This is a genomic window from Psychrobacter glacincola (genome assembly GCF_904846215.1).
Lineage (GTDB): Bacteria > Pseudomonadota > Gammaproteobacteria > Pseudomonadales > Moraxellaceae > Psychrobacter > Psychrobacter glacincola.
The window spans coordinates 1-23,955 of sequence record NZ_CAJGZK010000008.1 but is presented as its reverse complement, the minus strand read 5'-3'; the positions used below and the strand labels follow the sequence as shown (position 1 = coordinate 23,955).

Annotated in this window: 20 protein-coding genes; 9 read left to right on the top strand and 11 right to left on the bottom strand. The window is 43.2% G+C overall.

Annotated elements, in window-relative coordinates:
* Positions 1-424: 424 nt before the first annotated feature.
* The 3 genes from JMW90_RS06430 to hflX form a co-directional block, all read right to left on the bottom strand.
* Positions 425-1,114: an LrgB family protein gene (locus JMW90_RS06430; protein WP_201562373.1), complete on the bottom strand. Its 690-nt coding sequence runs from the start codon at positions 1,112-1,114 to the stop codon at positions 425-427.
* 81 nt (positions 1,115-1,195) lie between these two features.
* Positions 1,196-1,624, bottom strand: coding sequence for a CidA/LrgA family protein (locus JMW90_RS06425; protein ID WP_201562371.1), 429 nt, complete (start codon positions 1,622-1,624; stop codon positions 1,196-1,198).
* 565 nt (positions 1,625-2,189) lie between these two features.
* On the bottom strand, positions 2,190-3,659 hold the full coding sequence (hflX, locus tag JMW90_RS06420; RefSeq protein WP_201562369.1) for a ribosome rescue GTPase HflX: 1,470 nt from the start codon (positions 3,657-3,659) through the stop codon (positions 2,190-2,192).
* Between the two features lie 414 nt (positions 3,660-4,073).
* Between hflX and JMW90_RS06415 the strand changes: the two genes are divergently transcribed.
* Positions 4,074-4,874 carry a lysophospholipid acyltransferase family protein gene (locus tag JMW90_RS06415; RefSeq protein WP_201562367.1) on the top strand — a complete coding sequence of 267 codons (801 nt, stop codon included), beginning with the start codon at positions 4,074-4,076 and terminating at the stop codon, positions 4,872-4,874.
* A gap of 264 nt (positions 4,875-5,138) precedes the next feature.
* Here JMW90_RS06415 and JMW90_RS06410 read toward each other — a convergent pair whose 3' ends face one another.
* On the bottom strand, positions 5,139-6,179 hold the full coding sequence (locus JMW90_RS06410; RefSeq protein WP_201562365.1) for an aldo/keto reductase: 1,041 nt from the start codon (positions 6,177-6,179) through the stop codon (positions 5,139-5,141).
* A 48-nt stretch (positions 6,180-6,227) separates the two neighbouring features.
* A complete protein-coding gene (locus tag JMW90_RS06405) occupies positions 6,228-6,725 on the bottom strand; it encodes an FKBP-type peptidyl-prolyl cis-trans isomerase (RefSeq protein WP_201562363.1) in 498 nt (165 codons plus the stop codon).
* Positions 6,726-6,874: 149 nt separating this feature from the next.
* Here JMW90_RS06405 and JMW90_RS06400 point away from each other — a divergent pair, with 149 nt between their 5' ends.
* Positions 6,875-7,627: an IS5 family transposase gene (locus JMW90_RS06400; RefSeq protein ID WP_201562361.1), complete on the top strand. Its 753-nt coding sequence runs from the start codon at positions 6,875-6,877 to the stop codon at positions 7,625-7,627.
* Between the two features lie 116 nt (positions 7,628-7,743).
* On the top strand, positions 7,744-8,403 hold the full coding sequence (locus JMW90_RS06395) for a DUF1294 domain-containing protein (protein WP_201562359.1): 660 nt from the start codon (positions 7,744-7,746) through the stop codon (positions 8,401-8,403).
* A 258-nt stretch (positions 8,404-8,661) separates the two neighbouring features.
* On the opposite strand, the gene lspA is transcribed toward JMW90_RS06395, so the two are convergent.
* Positions 8,662-9,309 carry a signal peptidase II gene (gene lspA, locus JMW90_RS06390; RefSeq protein WP_201562357.1) on the bottom strand — a complete coding sequence of 216 codons (648 nt, stop codon included), beginning with the start codon at positions 9,307-9,309 and terminating at the stop codon, positions 8,662-8,664.
* Entirely contained in the window at positions 9,302-12,124 is a 2,823-nt protein-coding gene (gene ileS, locus JMW90_RS06385; protein ID WP_201562355.1) for an isoleucine--tRNA ligase, read from the bottom strand. Before ileS ends, lspA begins: the two co-directional genes overlap by 8 nt.
* A 79-nt stretch (positions 12,125-12,203) precedes the next feature.
* Between ileS and JMW90_RS06380 the strand changes: the two genes are divergently transcribed.
* On the top strand, positions 12,204-12,440 hold the full coding sequence (locus tag JMW90_RS06380; protein WP_201562353.1) for a hypothetical protein: 237 nt from the start codon (positions 12,204-12,206) through the stop codon (positions 12,438-12,440).
* A 191-nt stretch (positions 12,441-12,631) separates the two neighbouring features.
* Here the strand turns inward: JMW90_RS06380 and JMW90_RS06375 are convergent, their stop codons facing one another.
* Entirely contained in the window at positions 12,632-13,348 is a 717-nt protein-coding gene (locus JMW90_RS06375) for a GntR family transcriptional regulator (RefSeq protein ID WP_201562351.1), read from the bottom strand.
* 140 nt (positions 13,349-13,488) lie between these two features.
* On the opposite strand from JMW90_RS06375, the gene JMW90_RS06370 reads away from it, so the two are divergent.
* From JMW90_RS06370 to JMW90_RS06360, 3 genes are all read left to right on the top strand, one after another.
* Complete coding sequence (locus JMW90_RS06370; RefSeq protein ID WP_201562349.1) at positions 13,489-14,187, top strand: aspartate/glutamate racemase family protein; 699 nt, start codon at positions 13,489-13,491, stop codon at positions 14,185-14,187.
* Between the two features lie 46 nt (positions 14,188-14,233).
* Positions 14,234-15,592: an NCS1 family transporter gene (locus JMW90_RS06365; RefSeq protein WP_201562347.1), complete on the top strand. Its 1,359-nt coding sequence runs from the start codon at positions 14,234-14,236 to the stop codon at positions 15,590-15,592.
* 168 nt (positions 15,593-15,760) lie between these two features.
* Positions 15,761-16,582, top strand: a complete 822-nt coding sequence (locus JMW90_RS06360) for an aspartate/glutamate racemase family protein (protein WP_201562344.1) — start codon at positions 15,761-15,763, stop codon at positions 16,580-16,582.
* 129 nt (positions 16,583-16,711) lie between these two features.
* On the opposite strand, the gene JMW90_RS06355 is transcribed toward JMW90_RS06360, so the two are convergent.
* Positions 16,712-17,263, bottom strand: coding sequence for a protein disulfide oxidoreductase (locus JMW90_RS06355; protein WP_227691889.1), 552 nt, complete (start codon positions 17,261-17,263; stop codon positions 16,712-16,714).
* Between the two features lie 247 nt (positions 17,264-17,510).
* Complete coding sequence (locus JMW90_RS06350; RefSeq protein ID WP_201562342.1) at positions 17,511-19,148, bottom strand: carbon-nitrogen hydrolase family protein; 1,638 nt, start codon at positions 19,146-19,148, stop codon at positions 17,511-17,513.
* 488 nt (positions 19,149-19,636) lie between these two features.
* Here JMW90_RS06350 and JMW90_RS06345 point away from each other — a divergent pair, with 488 nt between their 5' ends.
* On the top strand, positions 19,637-20,269 hold the full coding sequence (locus JMW90_RS06345; protein ID WP_201562340.1) for a BLUF domain-containing protein: 633 nt from the start codon (positions 19,637-19,639) through the stop codon (positions 20,267-20,269).
* Between the two features lie 181 nt (positions 20,270-20,450).
* Here the strand turns inward: JMW90_RS06345 and JMW90_RS06340 are convergent, their stop codons facing one another.
* On the bottom strand, positions 20,451-21,893 hold the full coding sequence (locus JMW90_RS06340; RefSeq protein WP_201562338.1) for an FAD-binding oxidoreductase: 1,443 nt from the start codon (positions 21,891-21,893) through the stop codon (positions 20,451-20,453).
* Between the two features lie 352 nt (positions 21,894-22,245).
* On the opposite strand from JMW90_RS06340, the gene serA reads away from it, so the two are divergent.
* The gene (gene serA, locus JMW90_RS06335) at positions 22,246-23,472 is read left to right on the top strand and encodes a phosphoglycerate dehydrogenase (RefSeq protein WP_201562336.1); all 1,227 of its coding nucleotides are present in this window, start codon (positions 22,246-22,248) and stop codon (positions 23,470-23,472) included.
* Positions 23,473-23,955: the final 483 nt, after the last annotated feature.

Here is a 23,955-nt window from a genome sequence, read left to right as displayed (position 1 = left end):
TTTTTATCGAGTAGTAGCAAATTGCCTTGCTCATAGACGCATCGGTTTGCGCGACAAAGCGGTTATTGTGTCTGCAATATTTATAGGCTCTAACCTCAGCGCTACAAAGCACAGCCACGGCTAACAAAAACCAATTGCAATAGATACAAAAAATAATAGTTGCTTACTATAACATATAATAACTTCTTACTACATCTGATTGCCCTGATAAGCTGCGCAAACAAACATTTAAATTGTAAAATTTTTTAATGAAATCAATACGGTATTGCATGTTGCCTTGTTAAGAGCGCGGTCAGACGTGGCTAAAGGCTATTTAAAGTGAGGGAGAAATAGAGGGCAGCTATAGTGAGTCACAAATAAAAGAAGTACAAATGTTATAAAGCAGTGCTATGTCAAAAAACAGCAGTGCTATGTTAAATCGCCATCAAACAGACAGCGCTGTGACAAAGATAGGTACCCAAATAGCAGTGACCAAACCATTCACTGCCAAGCCAAATGCTGCATATCGTCCCGCTGTATGACTAATCTGCCACGCTTCTACCGTACCAAACGCATGAGCCACTAAGCCAAGTGCTAAGCCTTTGGCACGATCATCCTCAATGCCAACAAATAAGAAACGCGCCAATGTCCCGCCAATAAGACCTGAAACGATAATAATCAGATTTGCCATCGCCAGAGGTGCTTTGATTAAATCTGCGATGCTCAGACCAATCGGCGTGGTCACTGAACGACTGGCAAAGGCCAATATCGTATCGTGACTGAGTGAAAATAGGTAGGCCAATGACATCGGTAATAATGCCCCAATCAAACTTGCCATCGCCACAATTGTGATGAGTTTTTTGACCGGTAAGCCTTTGAAATTCATGGCTGCTAGGGGTATAGCTAGTAATACCGTGACATAACCTAATAAATGGTCAAAGACAGGTTTGGCAACGCCGTAATAATGAGTGTAATCCCATTGAAAAATGAATAAAAATATAACGACCAATACCAGTGCGGTAATGACCATCGGCAACCATGAGAGTTTGCGTGCCAATATGCGAGCGATGATATGGGCAGTTAAAGTGAGCAATATCGCCGCAAGAGTTGCCACAAACGCATTATCAAAACTCATAATATTCCTTCATTCATACCGCTCAAGGCTGTCATTATTTATACCGCTCAAGGCTGTCTTTATTCATACCGCTCAAGGCTATCATTTTTGCTCGTTAATAGTGCTGTTAGGATTCACATCATTATCGCGATTTAGCCAGCGATTGGATAACACCGCAAATCCCCAAAGCGGTATCAGTGTGCTAATGAGTATGGTAAGCATAAAGCCCCATAGCTCGTCTCCTAAGCCAAATAACAGCAAGCCTGCACCGGCAGAGACTGGCAAAAAAGCAAAGCCACTATCGACTAGCAAGGTATTGCTCGCTTGGGTCAGCCAACTTGGGATACCTTTGATAAACCGCCAAACTATCAAAATACAGAACATCGTCAATAAGCCGACGATATTGGCCGCTTTTTCAATACCCAGCCACTGACAGACCATCACCGCCGACTCGCGAACCGTGATAACCATGGCGAGTGTCAAAAGTAATGCCATCCACAAGGGCATTTTTGAAGAATGGGTAGACTTCATAAGCAAGTGGACCCCGTCAGGTGTCGATAAGAGAGTAAAAAGATGAGTGAGAGGAGACTCACGAGGGCAGTATAAGCGATTATATATAGAGTGACCCAACTAATAAAGGGTATCGGTCAATAGTGTCGATATAGTCTGTAAATAATAAAATCGATGTATTAATATATCGATATATAGTCAGATGACAATAAAAATGTTATGAAAATTTAAACACGCTATTGGTATAAATTTTACTGGCGTGCTGCGTTCCCAGAGGCTGCGCAAAATTCATACCAATAGCGCTATAACACTTTTGTATTAAAATAACTATAATCAGTCCTAAATAAAAGAAATACAAATGTTATCAATCACTACTGGGGTCGATTTTTCTTGTTTGCTGTGCCTAGGCAGACAGAGGCTGCAAAAAATTTATACCAGCAGCACTGTAGCGTTTTTGAGATATTTTAACTATAGCTACTGCTGATACACGTTTCTCTTGTGCACTAGGTTGATCTAACATTAAAAAGGACGCGAATCATCGATAGCGTCCTTTTTATATTCACTCAAAGTATTTTAAGGAAATGACTTATTTTTGCAAGTCAGATGTTTGAACGTCTTCTATTATCAAGTCTTCTGCTACTCTCTCAGCTTCAGCATTTAACGCCTCAAATTCAGCAAACGCTTTTTCTTCAGCGTCCGTCATCGTTTGTTCTTCCTCTTCATCAGGCTGTTCAAACTCTTCAAGTATCGGCATCAGCAGTGTCGCTTGCGCTAATGGCAATACATCTAGAGGCTCTAAATTGGCTTGACCCAGCAATTGTCTCAGTCTATCGCTTGGCAAGCGAATCGTTAAACATTCATGACCACTGTCATCGTAGCTTTCTTCTTGAATAACACCCAGCTCATACAAAGTATTTTTTAACTGCCCAGCATTGTAAGGTAACGTCAAATCAAAGGTAGTCAGTGTGCCGGTGAGTAACTGCTGTACGGCCAATGACAATTCTTCCATACCTAGGTTTTCTCTAGAAGAGACATAGACGCGATTAGGCTGACCTTCGCTGGCATAACCGATACGTGCAGGCTCATCGGTTAGATCGATCTTATTATAGACATTGAGCACAGGCACATCGTTATCAATTTTGGCCAGTACATCTTTGACCGCCTGAATTTGCTCATGCATGTCTTCACTCGAAGAATCGATGACGTGTAGCAGCAAATCTGCCTCTAGCGTCTCTTCTAAGGTTGCATGGAAAGATTCGACCAACTCATGTGGCAGATGACGGACAAAACCGACCGTATCGACCAATACCACGCGTCCAACACCTTGCCAGTCTAGGCGTCGCAGAGTAGGATCTAGCGTCGCAAACAGTTTATCAGCCGCATAGATGTTCTCATCGACCAAGCGATTAAACAAGGTAGACTTGCCAGCATTGGTATAACCTACAAGCGAGATAGTCGGTACGTCTGATTTTTGGCGGCGGGCTCGACCTTGCGCACGTGTCTGTCTGACTTTTTCAATTCTACTTTTGAGCTGCATGACTCGCACTTGTAACAAGCGACGATCCGTCTCAAGCTGGGTTTCACCGGGTCCACGCAGACCAATACCGCCTTTTTGACGTTCCAAATGCGTCCAACCACGAACCAAGCGCGTCGATAAGTGATTAAGCTGCGCCAGCTCTACTTGTAGCTTACCTTCGTAAGTACGTGCACGCTGAGCAAAAATGTCTAAAATCAGACCCGTGCGATCAAGTACGCGGCATTGTACCAAGGCTTCAATATTACGTTCTTGTGAGGGCGATAAGCTGTGGTTAAAAAGCACGATATCTGCATCATGCTCGCGCACCAATTCTGCTATCTCTTCTGCTTTGCCGCTACCAACGAAATATCTGGCATCGGGACGGGCACGTGAGCCTGTGACCAGTGCCAAGCGATCTGCGCCTGCTGAGTCTGCCAATAGCTCAAACTCACCCAGATCATCAGGATCTTGAATTTGGCGGATGTCTAAATGTACGATGATGGCGCGCTCGCCACCGGTATGTCTTTCAAAATATTCCAAAGAGTATCACCTATCCATAAAGTAAATAAATCGCAACGCTGCTTATTCTAAATATCAGCTCTAAATATTTGGGTTTCATTCAATAAAGTGAATAAATTACCAATCTAATATAAATAGAATAACCATAATAGTCGCGTTCAGATAACCATTTATATGTGGTCTTATCAGTTGATATTAAAGTTTATTCATACAATTAGCGATGATTTTATGTTACAGCGTTCATTAGGCAGTATTGTATCCTAGCAGTGCGATATTCTTTCTAAGCTGAATCAGTTAGAGACGTTAGCAGCAAATTACTCACAAAACCTATTCATAAGTCAGTGAACAAGTCGTCACTGACTGGATAAACTTTGTTATACTCATTGCCTTTGTTTACCATATATAATCATAAGTTTTTAATCACGAGGGACACAAATGAGCCAAACCAAATCAGGCTTTTCACTCAAACAGCAATTGGGACGTGGCAAGCAACTTGCTGGTATGACCACTACTATCGCTGGCGGGCTGCGTGCTGCCCAGCGTATCGGGGCATTTAAACAGCCACCACGCGAAACACTGCCACGTTATATCCAAACTTTTTGCCGAAAAATGGCAGGCTCTTTTGGCGTCAAAGTCATTGCCGTTGAGCGGGTAGAGCAACACCATGGGCTATGGGTGTCTAATCATATATCATGGATGGACATCCCTGTGGTCGGTACAGTGAGCCCTGCTTTTTTCTTATCCAAAGCTGAAATTGGTGAATGGCCTATCTTTGGTAAGCTGGCACACGCGGCAGGCACGGTGTTTATCGAGCGTGGTTCTGGTGATGCAGGTTCAGTCGCGACGCAAATGGCCAACTTTTTAACCAAAGGCTTCTCGGTTATCTTTTTCCCTGAAGCGACCACGACAGACGGCAAAAAAATCAAACGTATCCATGGTACCTTGCTACAAGCAGCGATAGATGCTGACGTACCTGTGCGCCCACTGGTGGTTGCTTATGTCAATAAAGACGGCACCTTGAGCGAAGCATTGCCCTATTTTGGTAAGCTTACGATGAAAGAGAGTATAAAAAAGGTACTCGATACTAAAGATGTCACGGCTTATGTATTGCCGCTTGAGCCAATAGATCCCAAAGGTTTGACCAAAAGTCAGCTGACGGATTTATTACAATCGCGTATGCAAGAAGGCTTAGCTGAATTACATTCTCGCGTATTGACCAAAGTAGCGAAAGTTTAATTCTATAGTCAAAATACTCTAAAAACGCTACGGTACTGCTGGTACAAATTTTTTGCAGCCTCTGTCTGCATGGGCACAGCAAGCAAGAAAAATTGATACCAGCAGTACATAATGTATCGATATTACTTTTCACTGACTATATATTTTTTAAATCGGCTAAGTTGGTATAAAAAAGGCGCAAATCGCAGTGATAATACTCGCGATTTGCGCCTTTTTCTTATTCTTAATAAATACTTTAATTTATAAAAATTCAATACGCATCAACTATGGAGATGGATTGGGTTGCTGCGTATGCACTGCTTCGATAGCGGCTAATATATCCGAGCTTAAGGTTAAATGGATGCTATCGATGTTAGATTTCAATTGCTCGGTCGTGGTGGCACCAATGATATTACTGGTAACAAAAGAGCGAGAATTGACAAAGGCCAATGCCATCTGTGCCATATCCAAACCGGCATCCGCTGCGATTTTGGCATATTGAACGGTAGCTGATAGTGCTTCTTCATTGGTATAACGGGCAAAGCGATCATACATGGTCAGGCGCGCGCCAGTGGGACGTTTGCCATCAAGGTACTTACCAGACAGCACACCAAAGCCAAGCGGTGAATAAGCAAGTAAACCCACATTTTCACGATGAGCAATCTCTGCCATAGCAACTTCATATGAGCGATTAAGTAAACTATAAGGATTTTGCACCGTAATAGGTGCGATCAAACCATTTTTATCTGCTTCCCATAAGTAGCGCATTAGACCCCAAGCGGTATCGTTTGATAAGCCATAAGCACGAATACGACCTTTTTTAATTTCATCGTTTAGCGCTTGGATGGTCTCTAAAAAAGGCGTTAAATTATCGAGCGGCTGCGCTGCCATTGCTTCGGTATAACCGAGCTGACTGAAATAGTTCGTTTGACGTTCAGGCCAGTGTAATTGGTAGATATCAATATAATCAGTCTGCAAACGCTCAAGATTGCCGTCGATGGCGCTACTAATATGGGCTGCGTTAAAGCGCGTTTGTCCATCACGCAAAAAATCCATCGGCGATATCTTACTGGCAAGAATGACTTTATCGCGTTGTTTGGTTTTATGGAACCAAGTGCCCATAAATCGTTCGGTATCGCCTTGCTTGTCTTTATCCGGTGGTGACGGATACATCTCAGCCGTATCCCAAAAATTCACCCCTTCACTGAGCGCCATGTCCATTTGCTCATGCGCTTGAGTCTCATCATTCTGCTGTCCCCATGTCATCGTACCCAAACAGATTTTAGAAACTTTTTCATCGAGTTGTGGCAGTGTTTGATATTGCATTTTTTATCCTTATCGTTATTTTAAAATAGTGCTTTTAAATAAATCGTTTTAAATGAGCTGTATGCCCGTTACACCAGGTGGTGTTACTTGAAAAATTTTGATTTTAAACAATACAGATTGTCCAGCAAGTGGATGGTTAAAGTCTACTTCGATTTCATCGTCAGTGATGGCACTAATCGTACCGGGTAGGGTGTTTTTACCTTTGTCTTCAAATTCTACTAGCATGCCAATCTCAGGATTGTCAGCGATAAGCGCAAACTGGGTAGGGCTAAAGCGTTGAATATTGTCAGGATTCCACTCACCAAACCCTTGTTCTGGCTCAAGGTGAGCTGTGCGCGTATCGCCTGCACGCAAGTTCATCAGTACTTGCTCAAAGCCGGGCAACAAGCTCTCATCACCGATGGTCAAAGTCACCGGCGTATCACGGCTAAATGTTGAGTCAATTATGGTACCGTTCTCGAGCGATACTTCAAAATGCAGCTTAACAAGGCTGCCAAAAGTGATACGTATATCTTCATTAGGCGTGATAAATTGCGAGTCGGTCATAGTCAAAAGCCATCTGTTGCGGGATTGGGAAGTTAGGTCAAAAAATACTAAAATACTAGGGCGTGTTGAACATTGGTGCTAAATTTATGGCAAAAAAAATAGCGAACGGTTAATCTTTAAGTTCTCACACAAAAAAGATATCGTTCGCTATGCCTCGCACCATGCTCAAAGATGAACACTGGACAAGACTGAAACCTATCTTACTAGAACTTAATATCTATGACAAAGGAAATCTTAGACAAACGGTTGAAGGCGTGCTTTATCGCATGCGTGTTGGCTGTCCTTGGCGGGATCTACCAGCTTACTTTGGCAAGCCTAATACCGTCTACAAAGCTTACCAGCGCTGGTTTAAGAGTAATAAGCTGATTACGCTGTTTGCTTTATTAATCAAAGACTCAGATCTTGAGTGGGTCTTTATTGATGGTACTCATATCAAAGCGCATCAGCACAGTAGTGGTGGTAACGAGAACCTACAATCCATTAGCAAAAGTGTGGCAGGACGCGCGACCAAGATTCACTTAGCAGTTGATGCGCATGGCAATCCCATCACCTTTATCTTGTCAGATGGTACGACCCACGATGTTAAAGTCGCACCTGATTTGATAGACAAGGTCGATTTGAGCGATACAGAGGTTTTATGTGCCGATAAAGGCTATGATTCTGATGCCCTACGAGCGCATATTGAACAAGCAGGGACGCGTGATAACATCCCTCGGAAGCGAAACACGAAGTCCTCTAACGATCATATGGACTGGGACTTGTATAAAGTACGCCACTTAGTGGAAAATGCCTTTGCTAAGCTAAAACAGTATAGGGCGGTTGCAACCAGATTTGATAAGCTCAAGCAGAGTTATGAGAATACGGTAGCGCTCGCTTGCGCTTATATCTGGCTAAAGTTATGAATGTTCAACACGCCCTAAAAGAAATGATAAGCCATCTGAGAAAGGTTGTAAGCGTAAATAGTGTAACGCAAATAGTGTACTATATTTGGCAAGTCTAAATGAGGGTGGGAGTAACCATGGCAAACAAACAACAAGGTCGAATCATAAAATGGCAAGATGATAAAGGCTTTGGCTTTATTGAAACACAAGCGGGCGAGTCGATATTTTTTCACGTCAACGCGTTTAAAGCGCAGCGTCGTCCTGCTATCGGTGAAGAGGTTATTTTTACGGTTGGATACGATCATCAAAGACGCTTGCAAGCAAAAGAGGTGCAAGAGCTGAGCTTTGTACAACAAAAAATGGCGCAAAAAAACAAACAAATCCGTCAGCGTAATCATAAGCGTAGTGCGCAAGCAGAATTTGAATCTGGACAAAAGAAACGCTTATTCGTCGGTATTGGCTTTTATGGCGTTTTAATATTACTGGTGGTCACAAATAAGCTGAACTGGTTGGTCGTTGGGTGGTATGTAGTATTAGGAATCATAACCTATGCGATGTATGCCAAAGACAAAGCCGCTGCTCAAAATAACGATTGGCGTACGCCTGAATCAACCTTGCACCTGTTAAGTGCGCTTGGCGGCTGGGTCGGGGCAATGGTCGCGCAGACTTATTTGCGCCATAAATCACAAAAGCCTGAGTTTAGACTAACCTATTATTTGACTGTTGTTATTAATATGGCAGGATTATTGTTTCTATTGGCAGGTGGCGGTTTGGAGACTTTAAGAGGGCTGCTATAGCTTATATAGTTAAAATATCTCAAAAACGCTACAGTGCTGCTGGTATAAATTTTTTGCAGCCTCTGTCTGCGTAGGCACAGCAAGTAGGCACAGCAAGCAAGAAAAATTAATATCAGCAGTACTTGATGTATCGATATTACTTTTCTCTGACTATAGGATTTAGATATTAAAAATAAAAGCCAAAAAAAAGGTGGATTTACGAATATGTAATCCACCTTTTTTATTGATAAACCGAAATATTAATCATACTATTTTAAATTAAGAGCGTGGCATTTCACGCTTTTTTTCTAGAAACAGCATATCAATCACAATCAGTGCTACACCGATACAGATGCCGATATCCGCGATATTAAAAATCGGATAATGCCAAACGTCCGCGTAATGTACATGAATAAAATCGATGACGTGACCATGTAATAAGCGATCGATTAAATTACCCACGGCACCGCCTAACACCAAGGCTAACCCAAGTGATAAGAGCTTGGCTTGTCGAGGCGCTTTAGCTAGATAACCTATCAAGAATAGCGACATTAATAGCGCCAGTCCTGCAAAAAACCACTTTTGCCAACCGCCGGCATCCGCCAAAAAGCTAAAAGCAGCGCCGTAGTTATAAGCGAGCGTCCAATTTAGAAACGGCTCAATCACAGGTACAGGTTCAAGAAAAGTCAGATTGGTCTCAGCTAACCATTTTGTCCACTGATCAAGGATAATCACGACCAGTGACAACAGATACCAAGTAAGCGCAAGGCGACCATTAGCGACCATCTTTGGCGTCTTCTTCAAGCGACTCTTAGGTGTCGATGAGCTACCTGTGGTTGCATGAGCCGGTTTGGGTGAATTGTCGACGTCGATAGGCGGCTGTTTATTATCCGGCGAATCTGTTGGATTGGGCGTTGGATTAAGCATAGTGGCGCACCTCGCCATTACCGCTGACGTTGGTGACGCAGCGAGCACACAGTTCAGGGTGTGCGCTATCGGTACCGATGTCATTACGGATATGCCAGCAGCGTACGCACTTGGTGCCCGTTGCAGCCTTTATTTTGACCACTAAATCTGCCGCTGTACTGTTGTCCGTTTGCTCGTCTGTGCTTACTGCATCAGTAGGAGCAGCGCTCAAAGGCTTTAAGGTTGCGCTGCTGGTAATAAGGACAAAACGTAGCTCTTCACCGAGCTTGGCTAAGCTTTCGTGCATGGCACCATCAGCATATAGAATGACGTCAGCGGATAAGTTGGCATTGATGATTTTTTCGCCGCGCGCGGTTTCGATATGCTTATTGACCATATCTTTTGCGAGCATGATACGTTGCCAGTCATCATTGCTAATAGCGCTCAGCTCAAACGTTGGGAAGGTATGCCATTCTTCAGTAAACACATAGCTATTAGTGCCATGCAATACTTCCCATGCTTCTTGCGCGGTAAAGGATAAAATCGGCGTAATCCAGCGAATCAATGCTTCAGCAATATGGTAAATCGCTGTTTGCGCAGAGCGGCGCGGCTGTCCATCAGTTTGGGTGGTGTATTGACGGTCTTTAATAATATCTAGATAGAAGCTGCCCAAGTCTTGCGAGCAGAATGCGGTGATATGCTGTGTGACTTGGTGAAAGTCCATCGCATCATAAGCACTGATGATTTGTGCTTGTACCGTTTGCGCACGCTCAATGATGAATTTATCGAGGCTAACCAGCTCATTAATATCAACACTATTGGTCGCAGGTTCAAAATCATCGGTATTGGCAAGCAAGAAGCGCAGGGTATTACGAATGCGGCGATACATATCGATTGCACCCTTAAAGACAGTTTTACCCGCGCTCATCTCATAACGATAATCGCTCGACGCAATCCACAAGCGCAGCATATCGGCGCCCGTTTTATTGATCTCTTCTTGCGGGGTGATGATATTACCCAGTGATTTGCTCATCTTGCGACCGTTTTCATCAACCACAAAACCATGGGTCAATACTTGCTTAAATGGTGGACGTCCGTACATGGCTTCTGAGGTCAGCAATGACGTCTGGAACCAGCCACGATGTTGATCAGAGCCTTCCAAATACATATCAGCAGGATTGGTCAGCTCGTCACGTTGATCGAGTACGGCAAAATGCGTGGTACCTGAGTCAAACCAAACGTCTAAGGTATCCGTCGCTTTATCATAATCAGCAGCTTGCTCGCCTAAAAAATCCTCACAGCTGGCATCAAACCATGCTTCTACGCCGCCCTCGGCAATTTTCTGTGCGGCAATTTCCATCAGCGCGGGCGTGTTTGGATGCAGCTCACCCGTTTCTTTATGAGTAAAGAAAGCAATCGGTACGCCCCACGTACGCTGGCGGGAGATACACCAGTCAGGGCGACCTGTCATCATAGATTCGATACGGTTTTGACCCCATGCTGGTGTCCATTGAACCGTTGGAATATCAGCGAGTGCGCGCTCACGTAAGCCTTTAGTTTCCATGCTAATAAACCACTGCGGCGTCGCACGGAAAATGATTGGCGATTTATGACGCCAGCAATGCGGATAGCTGTGCTCAATTTTGGTATGGCTAACCAGATGACCGTTATCATGTAGGGCAGCGATGATTTGTGGATTGGCTTTATAGATATGCTCACCGGCAAATACCGCCGCGCTTTCCAAATAAACGCCCGTACCGCTGACTGGGTTTTCAACAGGCAAATTATATTTTAGACCGACGATGTAATCGTCAAGACCGTGACCTGGTGCCGTGTGTACCAAGCCAGTACCGCTATCAGTAGTCACGTGATCGCCCAAGATTAATGGCACTTGACGCGCTTTGATCAGCGGATGCTGAGCATGTAGACCTTCAAGCTCACGACCTGATACGGTCGCTAGGACGCCTTTATTTTCGAGTTTAAATTCACTTAACGCCGACTCAACCAAGTCAGTTGCTAATAGTAAGTTGCCGTTTTCAGTAGCGACCACACTATAGTCATGTTCAGGATGTACGGCAATAGCTTGGTTCGCAGGCAATGTCCAAGGTGTCGTCGTCCAGATAACGGCAGCGATATTGCCGTCTATCTTAGCCAATGCCGCAATTTTGTCACTGTCTACAATATCAAAACTGACATAAATGGCGTCTGAAACTTTATCTTGATATTCCACTTCGGCCTCAGCCAGTGCAGAGCTACAGTCTAAGCACCAGTTGACGGGTTTCATGCCGCGAGTGACATGACCATTGTTATAAATTTTGGCAAGGGCGCGCACGATGTTGGCTTCTTGATGGAAGTTCATCGTCAGATAAGGATTGTCCCAATCCCCAAACACACCCAGACGTTTAAAGTCCGCTTTTTGCAATTCGATCTGTGTACTGGCGTATTCACGACATAGACCGCGGAATTCTGTTGCAGAGACCTTTTGACCGACTTTGCCGTACTTTGCTTCGACCTTTTGCTCGATAGGCAGACCATGACAGTCCCAACCGGGCACATAAGGCGCATCAAAGCCCGATAAGGTTTTTGACTTGACGATAATGTCTTTTAATACTTTATTGACCGCGTGACCCAAGTGAATCTGACCGTTGGCGTAGGGAGGACCATCATGCAAAATGTATTTGGTTGCCCCAGTACGTGCCTGACGGATTTTACCGTATACATCGTCGGCTTCCCAAGCCGCTAGCCAATCTGGCTCACGTTTGGCAAGGTTTGCGCGCATCGCAAATGGCGTATCGGCAAGGTTTAGCGTGTCTTTATAGTCGATAGATTCAGTCATAGTCGTTGTCTTTGTCTCTATTTATACAGTGGGAAGATTTACATAATAAAAAGCTATTGATTGCGATGGGATACATCAAATGGTGATTTACGAAATGGCGGGCATGACTACTAAAATCAAGGCCACCTATTATAGGATAAATAAGGGACTAAAAATAGGGAATAAGATATTCAAGATAAAAGCTATAGTTGATCCACTTTTAAAAGAGTACAGGACTACTGGGGTGAATTATTCGCAGCCTCTGTCTGCTAGCTACAGCAAGCAAGAAAAATTAACCCCAGTAGTGATTGATAATATTTGTACTTCTTTTATTTAGGACTGAATCTAGTAAACCTCTTGCATACTGATTCATTAAGCCGCGTTAACACAGCTTCTACGTTTAGCGATGACTGATGCAAGAAGTTTGATTGGGAGTACATAATAGATTGTTTTGCAGCGACCTGACTGTCATTGAGATTCGATACCAAAGCATCGTAATTTTAAAGCAACACGTACCTTTTAAGGTATTCAGGTTGATGTGATGGTTAGCTGCTCTGCTAAAGTAAAGAAAGGCTGTGCAGTACGTTGGAAGTCGAGCCCAGACTCTAAATGATTTAAATGCTGATCAATTAAGAAGATGAAGCGTTTTTCATCTTTCGCTTCAAGCGCTTGTACGATGCCTAGATGTTCATCTTCCGCACAGTTAGAAGAGCCTACTTTATTATATAAGCCAATAATCAACGTAGTGCGCAACGTCAGTTCAGTCAAAAACCGCTCTAACACTTGGTTATCGGCAATGGTAGCCAACTTCATATGGAACTCACGCGATAGGCGCAATTCTGCGGGTTTATCACCTTGCGTCCGCGCTTCAGCTTCAGCCGCTATTATGGCACGCATATCCGCTATATCTTGAGAACGAGCGTTCTGAATCACGCTCTGAGCCAACGTGCGCTCAATAGTTCGACGAGCCTCAAACACATCTTCGGCTTCCTTGGGTGACGGTGTCGAAATAAAAGCACCTTTATTAGGGCGCAACTGTACAACGTGCATCGTGGCCAGTGTAGACAGTGCGCGCCTAACATTGGCTCTATTACAGTTGAATAAGTTGCTCAACATTTGCTCACCCAACTTAGTTCCTGCTGGCAGTCTCTGTTCTGATACTGCAGCCGTAATGGAGCTTATGATCGCCTGTTCTGGTATCTCATCAGTTTCTGGAGCCAATTTTTTCGATTTTGATTTAGTCATAGCCGAGATTATAGTGCGCTGAACCCTTATTCACAACAAATAATAATAAAATCGGTTGTTTTGTTAACAATAATAGTTAACAATGATTGTTAACAAATATTCTTTGTCTTCAATCAAATAATGATCCAAGGTGAGTCCCTATGAAAATCTTAGTTATGAACCCTAATTCGACAACTTCTATGACTGATAAAATCGTAGAAAGCGCACGTCAAAAAGCCAGTGTAGGGACAGAAATTATAGGGGCATCTGGAACGGACGCCCCTGCCTCTATTCAAGGTCACTATGATGAAGCGATGTCTGTACCGGGTTTGCTGGCTCGTCTAAAGCAAGCTGAAGCAGACGGTATCGATGGCGTTGTTGTTGCCTGTTTTGATGATCCCGGTATTGGCGCTTGTCGTGAAGTATTTTCAGGACCCGTTCTTGGTATTTGTGAGGCTGCAGTCAAAGCGGCAAGCATGATTTCAACTTCTTTTAGCGTCGTCACCACCTTGCCGCGCTCTGTTCCTGTCATTGAAGCGCTTATTCATGGTTATGGGCTATCTCATCGCTGTAGACGTGTACGCTCTGCCTCAATTGAGGTGTTAGCCCTAGAGGAGTCAGGCTCAGGAGCACGTGAAAAGGTTCGTGATGAGATTTTGCGTGCTGTAGCGGAGGACAATTGCGAAGCCGTTGTTTTAGGCTGTGCTGGCATGGCTGATCTAACAGAATGGTTAACTCAAGAAACCGGCGTTCCTGTTATTGATGGCGTTACTGTCGCGACTCGTATGGTCGAGGCTTTGGTTGGTTGTGGTCTGAAAACCAGCAAAATTGGCGCTTATGCAAAACCTATTCAAAACTAAACAATCCTAGATTAAGTTATAAGTTTTCTCAAGGAAGGAGAAGGTAATGGAAAATGTAAAAGCGGTCGCAGCTACGGCAGGTGTGGAGACGATTGATCATAAGACAGTTGGTCAAGAAAGCCTTGCGCCACAAACCACGCGAATTATGGATCCTTGGTCTTATCTATTTGCATGGTTAGGTGGCTGTGTATCCATCGCCACATTCACAGTAGGCTCAGGCCTTGTCGGTACGTTGAACTTGTTGCAAGTGGTTGTAGCCATCTCTATTGGTTGTACCGTCATTGGTGCAGCCTTGATGATCAATGGACGCGCCGGCCATGTATATGGCATTCCATTTATGGTGCAGTGTAGATCTTCATTTGGCTTTGCAGGTAATCGTATTCCAGCATTAGTGCGTTCCGTTCCAGCTATTGTATGGTATGGCTTTCAAAGCTGGATTGGCGCTGGCGCATTAAACTTAGTATCTGATGCCTTATTTGGCTATAGTAATCTAGTGGTATTCTTCGTAGGTTTTCAGTTCTTACAGATTGCTCTATCCGTTTTAGGTTTTCACGGTATTAAATGGCTTGAAAATATCGGTTCGGTTTTTATTATTGGCTCACTTATTTACATGTTTATCAGTGTTATTAATAAATACGGCGATGCAATCTCAACCAATCTTGTCAATGTTGAAGGTACTTGGGGCACGCCATTTTGGGCTGCAACGATGTTGTTCTTAGGTGTTTACAGCACCATGATGCTCAACGTCTCTGACTATTCCCGCGAATTACATAAAAATGTAGGCTTATTTCGGCAAGTCGCAATCTATGCTAACTCAATTCTGCCAGCCACGCTCTTTATGGGTTTGATTGGCTTGATGGTGACCAGTGCTACGGGTGAAGTTGACCCTATTAAAGTGTTTTCCAGTGCCGTCGACAACAAACCACTATTGATTATCACTATGCTGTTCATCGCTTTTGCACAGGTTACCACCAATATTTTAAACAACGTGGTACCACCAGCTTATGCGTTGATGGATATCTTCAAAATTAAGTATAAAACCGCTGCTGTTATTGTGGGCTTACTTGCTTTTGGCACTTTCCCTTGGGAATTGGTAAAAGACGAATCTGCCGCAGGGTTAAACTTATTTATCCAAACCTATTCAGCATTCTTAGGTCCGATATTTGCAATCTTAGTAGTGGATTATTATATTCTGCGTAAGCAAAAGCTTGATATCGATAAGCTTTATGATCCGAACGGTCCGTATAAAGGCGTCAACATGGCTGCTATCATTGCTATGGGTGTTGGTATCGTCGTTGCTCTTATTTTTAGTAGCGTTTCTTGGTATGCCAGCTTACTCCCAGCGGGTATCATCTATTGGGTATTGATGCTTAAGATGCCAGCAGCGCAGCGTTTTATGTCGTAAGTTTCATTAACTATAAACTATCTTATGTATGAACCATTCACTAAAACCTATATGACAGAAAATATCGTTGTATAGGTTTTTTTAACTACCGTTGGTCATCAAGCTTGCACAGCAAGATAAAAGCTTAATATTACTAGCGACCTACTAACCACTAGAGGATACAGTGTCATGGATTACACGTATAAAGCTCCCTCGTTTCATATTTTTAGCCTAGAAAAGGTAGCAGTAAAGCTGATACGTTCAATGACGTTTTGTGTAGGATTAATGACGGTCGGCCTTAGTTCGTCAGTGACGATGGCCGCGCCTTTATACAATGAGACTGGCAAAATTATTATTTTGATTAACCCTAACTCAAATGCTACAGCAACCAAATCCATGTCCGATTTGGCGCGCGCTGAGACTGCAGGTGTGGTCATGGTCGAAGGCTACAGCAATGATGGCGCGCCACCATTATTGACTACGCCAAAGGATATGGAAGATGCTGCGTCTGGCGTCGTTAGAATCGGAGTGGAGGCTGCTATGGATGAGCGAGTCTCTGCTATTATCGTATCCGCTTTTAGCGATCCAGGTCTAGAAGAATTGCGCTCCAAAGTTAAGATCCCAGTCTTTGGTATCGGAGAAGCAGTTTTTCATGAAGCGGCGTTGAACGGTCGCGCTTTTGGTATTGTTACGGTCACTCCTGATGAGAGTTTGATACGCTCGTTTCGAGAGAAAGCGATATCATTAGGCTACGAAAAACAGTATCGCGGTACGCGCGTGACACCTGGTGATCCGATTGAACTTGTGAAGTCACCAGAAGCGCTTGATGCAGCGCTAGCTAAAGCGGTGAAAGTATCCATTGAGGAAGATGGGGCCGAAGCAGTCATTATGGGCGGTGGGCCACTCTCAGCTTCGGCTGTTAGACTTCAACCGCAGTTCGACGTGCCTCTAGTTGTAGCAGTGAGTGCTGCTGCTCGTGCCGCAGTCAAAGAGATCCAAAAAAATAAATAAGATGCTCCTTTAATAGTCAAAGCCACTAGACTCTAATTTTTTAGCGTCTAGTGGCTTTTTTATAGGCAGTACCGCTTGATTTTTATTACGACTAAAATTACTGCCATAGCCAGCGCGATTAGCAGGTTTTTACGTTTGTATCGAGCTTAACCACAATCTAAGCTTCAATGACCATTCAAGCTGAATACCAGTCAACCCTTGAGTCATTTTCCCATCTTTTAAAATCACATACGATGGCGTCACTTGTCCTTGCCAATCGGCGAATATCTCTCCCTCTTGGTCATTCACCGTGGTAAAGCGGTAATTGTGCTCGCTCATATAAGTGTGTAGCTCTTGATCTGAACCAGACTTAATCGCAATCGTAACCACTGGATAATTATCTGCTGCGGCAAGCTTGTCTATCGTCGGCGAGGTAACACGGCAAATCGGACACCATGTACCCCAAAAATATATCAGCGTTGGCTTCTCACTCAGCGCTGCTAGGTCAACTGCTTGACCTTTATAATCCGTCAATTGCAACTGTGGATTGGCTGGCATGACGGGTTGTCGCCACCAATTGACCGCGGTATAAATTAGCGCAAATATCAAACCATACATCAGTATGGTTTTAAATACAGACAGCACCTTTTGCTTCGGTGATTTTTTCAGTGCTTTCTTACTGTTTTTGCTATCCATTATCATAGTGTCTGCTTTTTTTACTCTCAATGTTTTTTAATAGATAAAAATAAACGGCTGAATGGTCAGCCGTTTATTAAAGTATTTTTAGATAAATTTCGTCTTTGTATGCATATAGTCAGGGAAAAGTAATATCGATACCTCAAGTACTACTGATATTCATTTTTCTTGCTTGCTGTGCCTACGCAGACAGAGGCTGCAAAAAATTTATACCAGCAGTACTGTAGCGTTTTTGAGATATTTTAACTATAGATCAAGGCTTTTGCGCACGATTTTGTAATGGATTGCCAATAAGAACGCTACCTGAGTTTTCACGGCGCTCTTCGTCAGTCAATTTGCTCACTGGCACTTTTGCTTTTTTCTTCCATTTTAAGCTAAACAAATCATCGCGGCGATCAATTAAATTATGCACCGAACCTTCATTACGAACATGAGTGAGCTTATCTAAATTCACATCTGAGAAGAAAATCATTTCAGTGTTTGCCGTTGTTTCCGCCATAATCGCATCATGCGGGAAAGCAAAATCTGATGGTGAAAAAATAGACGACTGGGCATATTGAATGTCTAAACTCTCAACTTGCGGTAAGTTACCTACCGAGCCGCAAATCATCACATAACATTCATTTTCAATAGCCCGTGCTTGGGCACAGTGGCGCACACGCAAATAGCCGTTTTTGGTATCCGTCCAAAAAGGCACGAACAAAATATCCATATCGTCAAGCGCCAGTAAGCGGGCAAGCTCAGGAAACTCAACGTCGTAGCAGACCAAAATACCAATACGACCCGCATCGGTATCGAATACTTTGACCTCGTCGCCACCCTCAATGACCCATGCGCTACGTTCATGCGGGGTAATATGAATCTTGCGCTGCTCTTCAACTGTACCATCGCGGCGACACAGATAACTGACATTGTACAGCGTATCGTCTTCATCTAATAATGGCATGGAGCCCATAATAACATTGACGTTATAGCTGACTGCTAGATGCGAGACTTCATTTTTGAACCATTCGGTATAACCTGCCAAAAAGCGAATCGCAATGTTTTGATCCGTTGACTCACACAGTCCCATCAATGGTGCATTAAAAAACTCTGGTAAGCAAGCAAAGTCAGAGTTGTAATCCGCCATGACATCGACAAAAAACTCTACTTGTTGTAGCAGCTCCTCAGGGGATTCGACCTCACGCATTTGCCACTGAATACCACCGATACGCACTTCTGACTTACGGGTGTTTGGCTTATAGTCTTTGGGCTCATAATAGATATTGGCCCATTCGAGCAAGGTCGCAAAGCCTTTAGACTGGGCATCATCTGGCAAATAAGCAGTCAAAATACGCTTAACAATAAAGCCATTGGACAATTGGAAGGAAAGGGCGGAGTCGTGGATTTCACGTGACTCGACCGCATCGATGTATTCACCAGGGGTTAAATCTTTGTGATTATAGTAATTAGGAATACGACCACCAGCCAATATAGCGCGGAAATTCAACTGACGACACAGCTCTTTACGCGCATCATAAAGACGACGACCCAAACGGTAGCCACGATATTCAGGATCAATCAGTGCATCTAAGCCATAAATAGCATCACCTTCTGGGTTGTCTCTGATAATTTCTTTATGCCCAATCAAGTCATCATAGGTATGCGGGTTAGAGAATTTAGCATAATCAACGCGCATCGATAGCACAATGCCAATCAGTTGATCATGATCAAATAACGCAATCTGTCCTTCCGGAAAAGCATCAATCAAGGTGTTAATAGTGGTCTTTGACCATGCACCGCCTAAGTTTACGTACACACGGTCCATTAGGGCTTTTAATTGGGGATAGTCTTTTTTCTTAATCTCAGCAATCGTGAGGTGAAAGTCGTCTGGTTTTTCGATTTTACTCATAATGTTCCTGTCTGCTGTTTCAATAAATGTCGTAAAGCGTTGGTATTAATAAATATCGTGAAGTTAAAAACTTTCGTGTAACAAAGTCGCTAAAAATATTCCAATGGGATTATATAATCGTTACAATAATTTATCTTTTTATTTACAATAAGTTATGAAGACTATATCTCATATAAAAGGCTAACATTCAATAAGACTGGCCTAGCTAGTAGCTGAATCAATTGTGCTTGGATAACGTATTTGGATAAATAGCATTTGTTCTAATAGTGCCCAAATTCTATAGCATCTCTCATTACTTTTGGCCAATACTAGTTTGGCTTATCACGACTGATTTCGATAATCATCATACCAATGTAGCGTGTCAATGACAGTCAAGCGTCGTAACTATTTGCTAGGTTTTTGTGAGTCCCTACCGTTTATTGGTTCATGTCATTTGATTTGGCTTGCTTTGTTCGGTCGCATTTAAGAGCGACCTTTTAGGAATTTTAATGATACCTTTGACCCATACTACTGCATTTAGTAAATTGGATGAAATACAAGACACCGCATTGGTACAGTTGGTGTATGTTAGCAGCCTGACGCTTGGCTCGCGTTTAAGTGCCACGATATTTGAAGACGTAGAAGCACATGCGCGTGATTATAATCAACAGCAAGGTATCACAGGTACTTTATGTTATGGCAATGGTCATTTTTTACAATGTATTGAAGGTGAAAAAGCGAAAGTATCTGCTCTAACGCAGCGTATTTTTGCTGACAGCCGTCACAAGAACGTTGAAGTGTTGCTATTGCAGGGTATCAATCAGCGTAGCTTTGTCGATTGGCGTATGCGCTTATTATTTTTGGAGCGTTGGTTGTGGTCGCCCGCTACCAAAGTGCAAGCTACCCAGCTGTCTCCTTTTTTACCGTTTGCCCCGCATGATTGGTCGCCTGAGCGTACCGAGCAGTTTTTACAAATCATCAAAACCTTTGAGACGCTGCCGCATATAAAAGCCGCCGGCATTACTTATAATGCCTTGGGTAATATGTTTCGCCATATTGCCGCTCCGCATCAAGCATTTCTAGTTGTCCAAGCCTTTTTAAGCGCGTTGCTGGTGGTGGCATTGATACTATTGTATTTGTAAGTTAAAAAGTACAAGTCTGATAGGTTTTGGATTAAATCCTCTATAAAAGTAGTGAAAAGTAAAAGTAGTAAAAAGACGCTAAGCCGAAAGGGTTAGCGTCTTTTTATAATGGTCAATTTATAATGGTCAATTTATAGTGGTTAAGTATGATGCTTGGTTGGGTAAGCCATCAATCAATCAGTCACATATCAAAAATTTTACCACGATTCATAATATTGTTTGGGTCAAAGACTTTTTTGACTTCTCGCAAATAATCAATTTCAGTCTCGCTACGGCTATAGTGTAGGTAAGGCTTTTTGGTCATGCCAACACCATGCTCAGCAGATACTGAGCCACCATATTTTTGTACCGTTTCAAACACATATTTATTCACGATTTGACATTCTGCAAAGAAATCATCTTTGCTCATATTTTCAGGCTTTAGAATATTCAGGTGCAAATTACCATCACCGATATGACCGAACCAACAGACTTCAAAGTCAGGATAGTTGCTGCTGACGATACTATCAATCTCATTGATAAAATCAGGCACATAGCTGATGAGTACGGAGACATCATTCTTATAAGGGGTAAATACCGAGATGGTCTCAGAGATATATTCGCGCAGTTTCCACAGCTCCTCTGCTTGTGCCAGACTTTGGCTCATGACCCCATCGACGACCCAACCTTGCTCCATGCAATCCTCAAATATCGCCATAGCTTTGTCCATGATAGGCTCGTATGGCGCTTCAAACTCGAGTAGCGTATAGAACTTGGTGCGCGATTCAAACGGTTCTTGTACTTGACCGTGCGCCATGAGCTTATCAATCGCGATATCATCAAAGAATTCAAAAGCCGTCAAATCAATCTTCGCTTGAAAAGCCGATAGCACATTCATCACATCGTTAAAGCTGTCCATACCAAGCACCATGACGTTTAAGTCTTGCGGCTGACGCTCAAGCTTAATTTGCGCATGCGTCACTAGACCAAGCGTGCCTTCGCTACCGATAAACAACTGGCGCAGATCATATCCCGTGGCGTTTTTGACCATACCGCGATTCAGCTGCAAGATATCACCTTTACCAGTGACCACCGTCAGCCCCATGATCCATTGACGGGTCATGCCATAACGAATGACTTTAATACCGCCCGCATTGGTGCCGATATTGCCACCCATTTGGCTAGAGCCGGCCGAGGCAAAGTCGACAGGGTAGTAGAGATCTTTAGATTCAGCAAAGTGCTGCAATTGCTCAGTGACCACACCGGCCTCAATCTCAACCAGACGATCGGCAGGGTAAAACTGTCCGATACGGTTCATTTTATCCATACTGACGACAATCTCACCATTTGCCGCGACTGCGCCAGCAGACAGACCAGTACGACCACCACTTGGCGTTATCACGACATTGTATTCATTGGCAAGTAGCACGATGGTTTGTACTTGCTCTGTGGTCTTTGGAAAGACGATAGCAGCAGCAGCAGGCGCAAAATGTTTGGTCCAGTCTTTGCCCCAATGCTCTAAGCTTTCGCCATCAGTTTTGATTTGGCTGGCATCAAACTGGTGGGTATCAAGCAGAGTGCTTAGGATGGTTTGAACAGCAGCTGCATGAGTTTCAGATAGGGTTTGGCTGGATAAAGAAGTCATGGTCAAATCTCGGTATCAACGTGAGCGCTATGCATAAAGCGGATTATTATGGCAGTTATCATATAACAATATAAACTGTGTATATTATTGGACTTTAGCAAATGTGGCAACGAAGCGCGCTATGAGTTTGCCTCTATATATAGGTGCAAAATATAAAAAGGTGGTTGCAACACATTGGAATAAAAAGATTCACTATAGCATAAAAAGTTTTCAGGATTGATAACCAATAATTCATCTAATCTGCTAACATCTCCGTCAAATTTTGTGTAAGATATCCAGACTCTTTTCATTTCATTCATCAAAGCTTATCCCTCAGATGATTTTTATAAGACAATTATAGGACAGTTCTCACATGGCGTTATCACTCCAAAAAGACAAAATCCGGTTTTTATTGCTTGAAGGTCTGCACGACAATGCCTTAAAGATATTGCAAAATGCTGGCTATCAGAATATCGAAAATATCAGTCATGCATTGGATCAAGACGAGCTGATTGAAAAGATTAAAGATGCTCATTTTATCGGTATTCGCTCGCGTACCCAGTTGACCCGCGAAGTGCTTGAGCACGCACATAAGCTGATCGGTATTGGTTGTTTCTGTATTGGTACCAATCAAGTTGACTTAGACGCGGCACGTGAGCTCGGTATTCCGGTCTTTAACGCGCCATATTCGAATACCCGTTCGGTGGCTGAGCTGGTACTGGCTGAAGCCATCATGCTATACCGCGGTATTCCTGAAAAGAACGCCACTGTTCATCGCGGCGGTTGGGGTAAGTCTGCAACCAACTCGCATGAAGTGCGCGGCAAGACCATCGGTATTGTCGGCTACGGCTCTATCGGCTCGCAATTGTCTGTTTTGGCTGAAAGCTTTGGTATGAAAGTTATCTATCATGATGTCTTAACCAAACTACCACTAGGTAACGCCGTACAAGTGGGCAGCTTAGAAGAGCTGCTATCTACTGCTGACATCGTGACCTTGCATGTACCTGATGTAGCAAGCACACGCTATATGATGAAAGCTGAACAGTTCGCGCAAATGAAAGACGGCAGCTACTTTATCAACGCCGCTCGCGGTACGTGTGTCGAGATTGATGATCTTGCCGCTGTGCTTGAGTCTGGTAAAGTGTTAGGCGCAGCGATTGACGTCTTTCCTAAAGAGCCAAAATCTGCTGATCAAGAGTTTGAATCGCCACTGCGTAAGTTTGATAATGTTATCTTGACCCCGCATATCGGTGGCTCAACGCAAGAAGCACAAGCCAATATTGGACTGGAAGTCGCAGAGAAATTTGTGAGATATTCTGACCAAGGCGATACAGCGACTGCCGTCAACTTCCCAGAAGTGTCTGTACCGTTTAAAGAAGGCTCGCATCGTCTGCTGCATATCCACAAAAACGTGCCAGGTGTGCTATCTCAGATTAACCGCCTGTTTGCTGAAGCAAATATTAATATCTTAGCCCAGAGCTTGATGACAGAAGGCGATGTCGGCTATCTCGTTATGGATGTAGATTATAACGACTCAACCGCGGCTTTAGACCAGCTAAAGGATGTTCAAGAAACGATTCGTGTGCGTATTTTATTCTAAGTATATCTGTATCTAATTAGAATTTATCGTTGTTATATCAGTTGTTATATCAGTTGTTATATCAATGGCAGGCAATTTAATAGATTGTCTGCCATTTTTTTGCTTAAATAATGGTTAACACAATCATTACTTGCTACCAATATTCATTATATAAGTTAACATTTTCTTTACATTTTGATGGCAATGACAACTTATACTAAACAACTGCATTGCTAGTGTTTAAATTTTATAACAAGTTAAAAGGCAAGTACTCTTATCAGATAACTTCAGTTTTTTATTTAACGCTTAGCATGCTTCAATCAAACTTATATAGGGATTTTTATGAAAGCAAGTATTATAAAAGCGGCGGCACTTGGTATAGTCAACGAACTTAAAAACTGCCACATAGCCAGAGGAAATAAAAGAACAAAGTATCGATACAATCTAGACGCCACTCTTTACGTTTGCGTTTAACCCAAGCCCAGACTTGCTCAATAGGGTTTA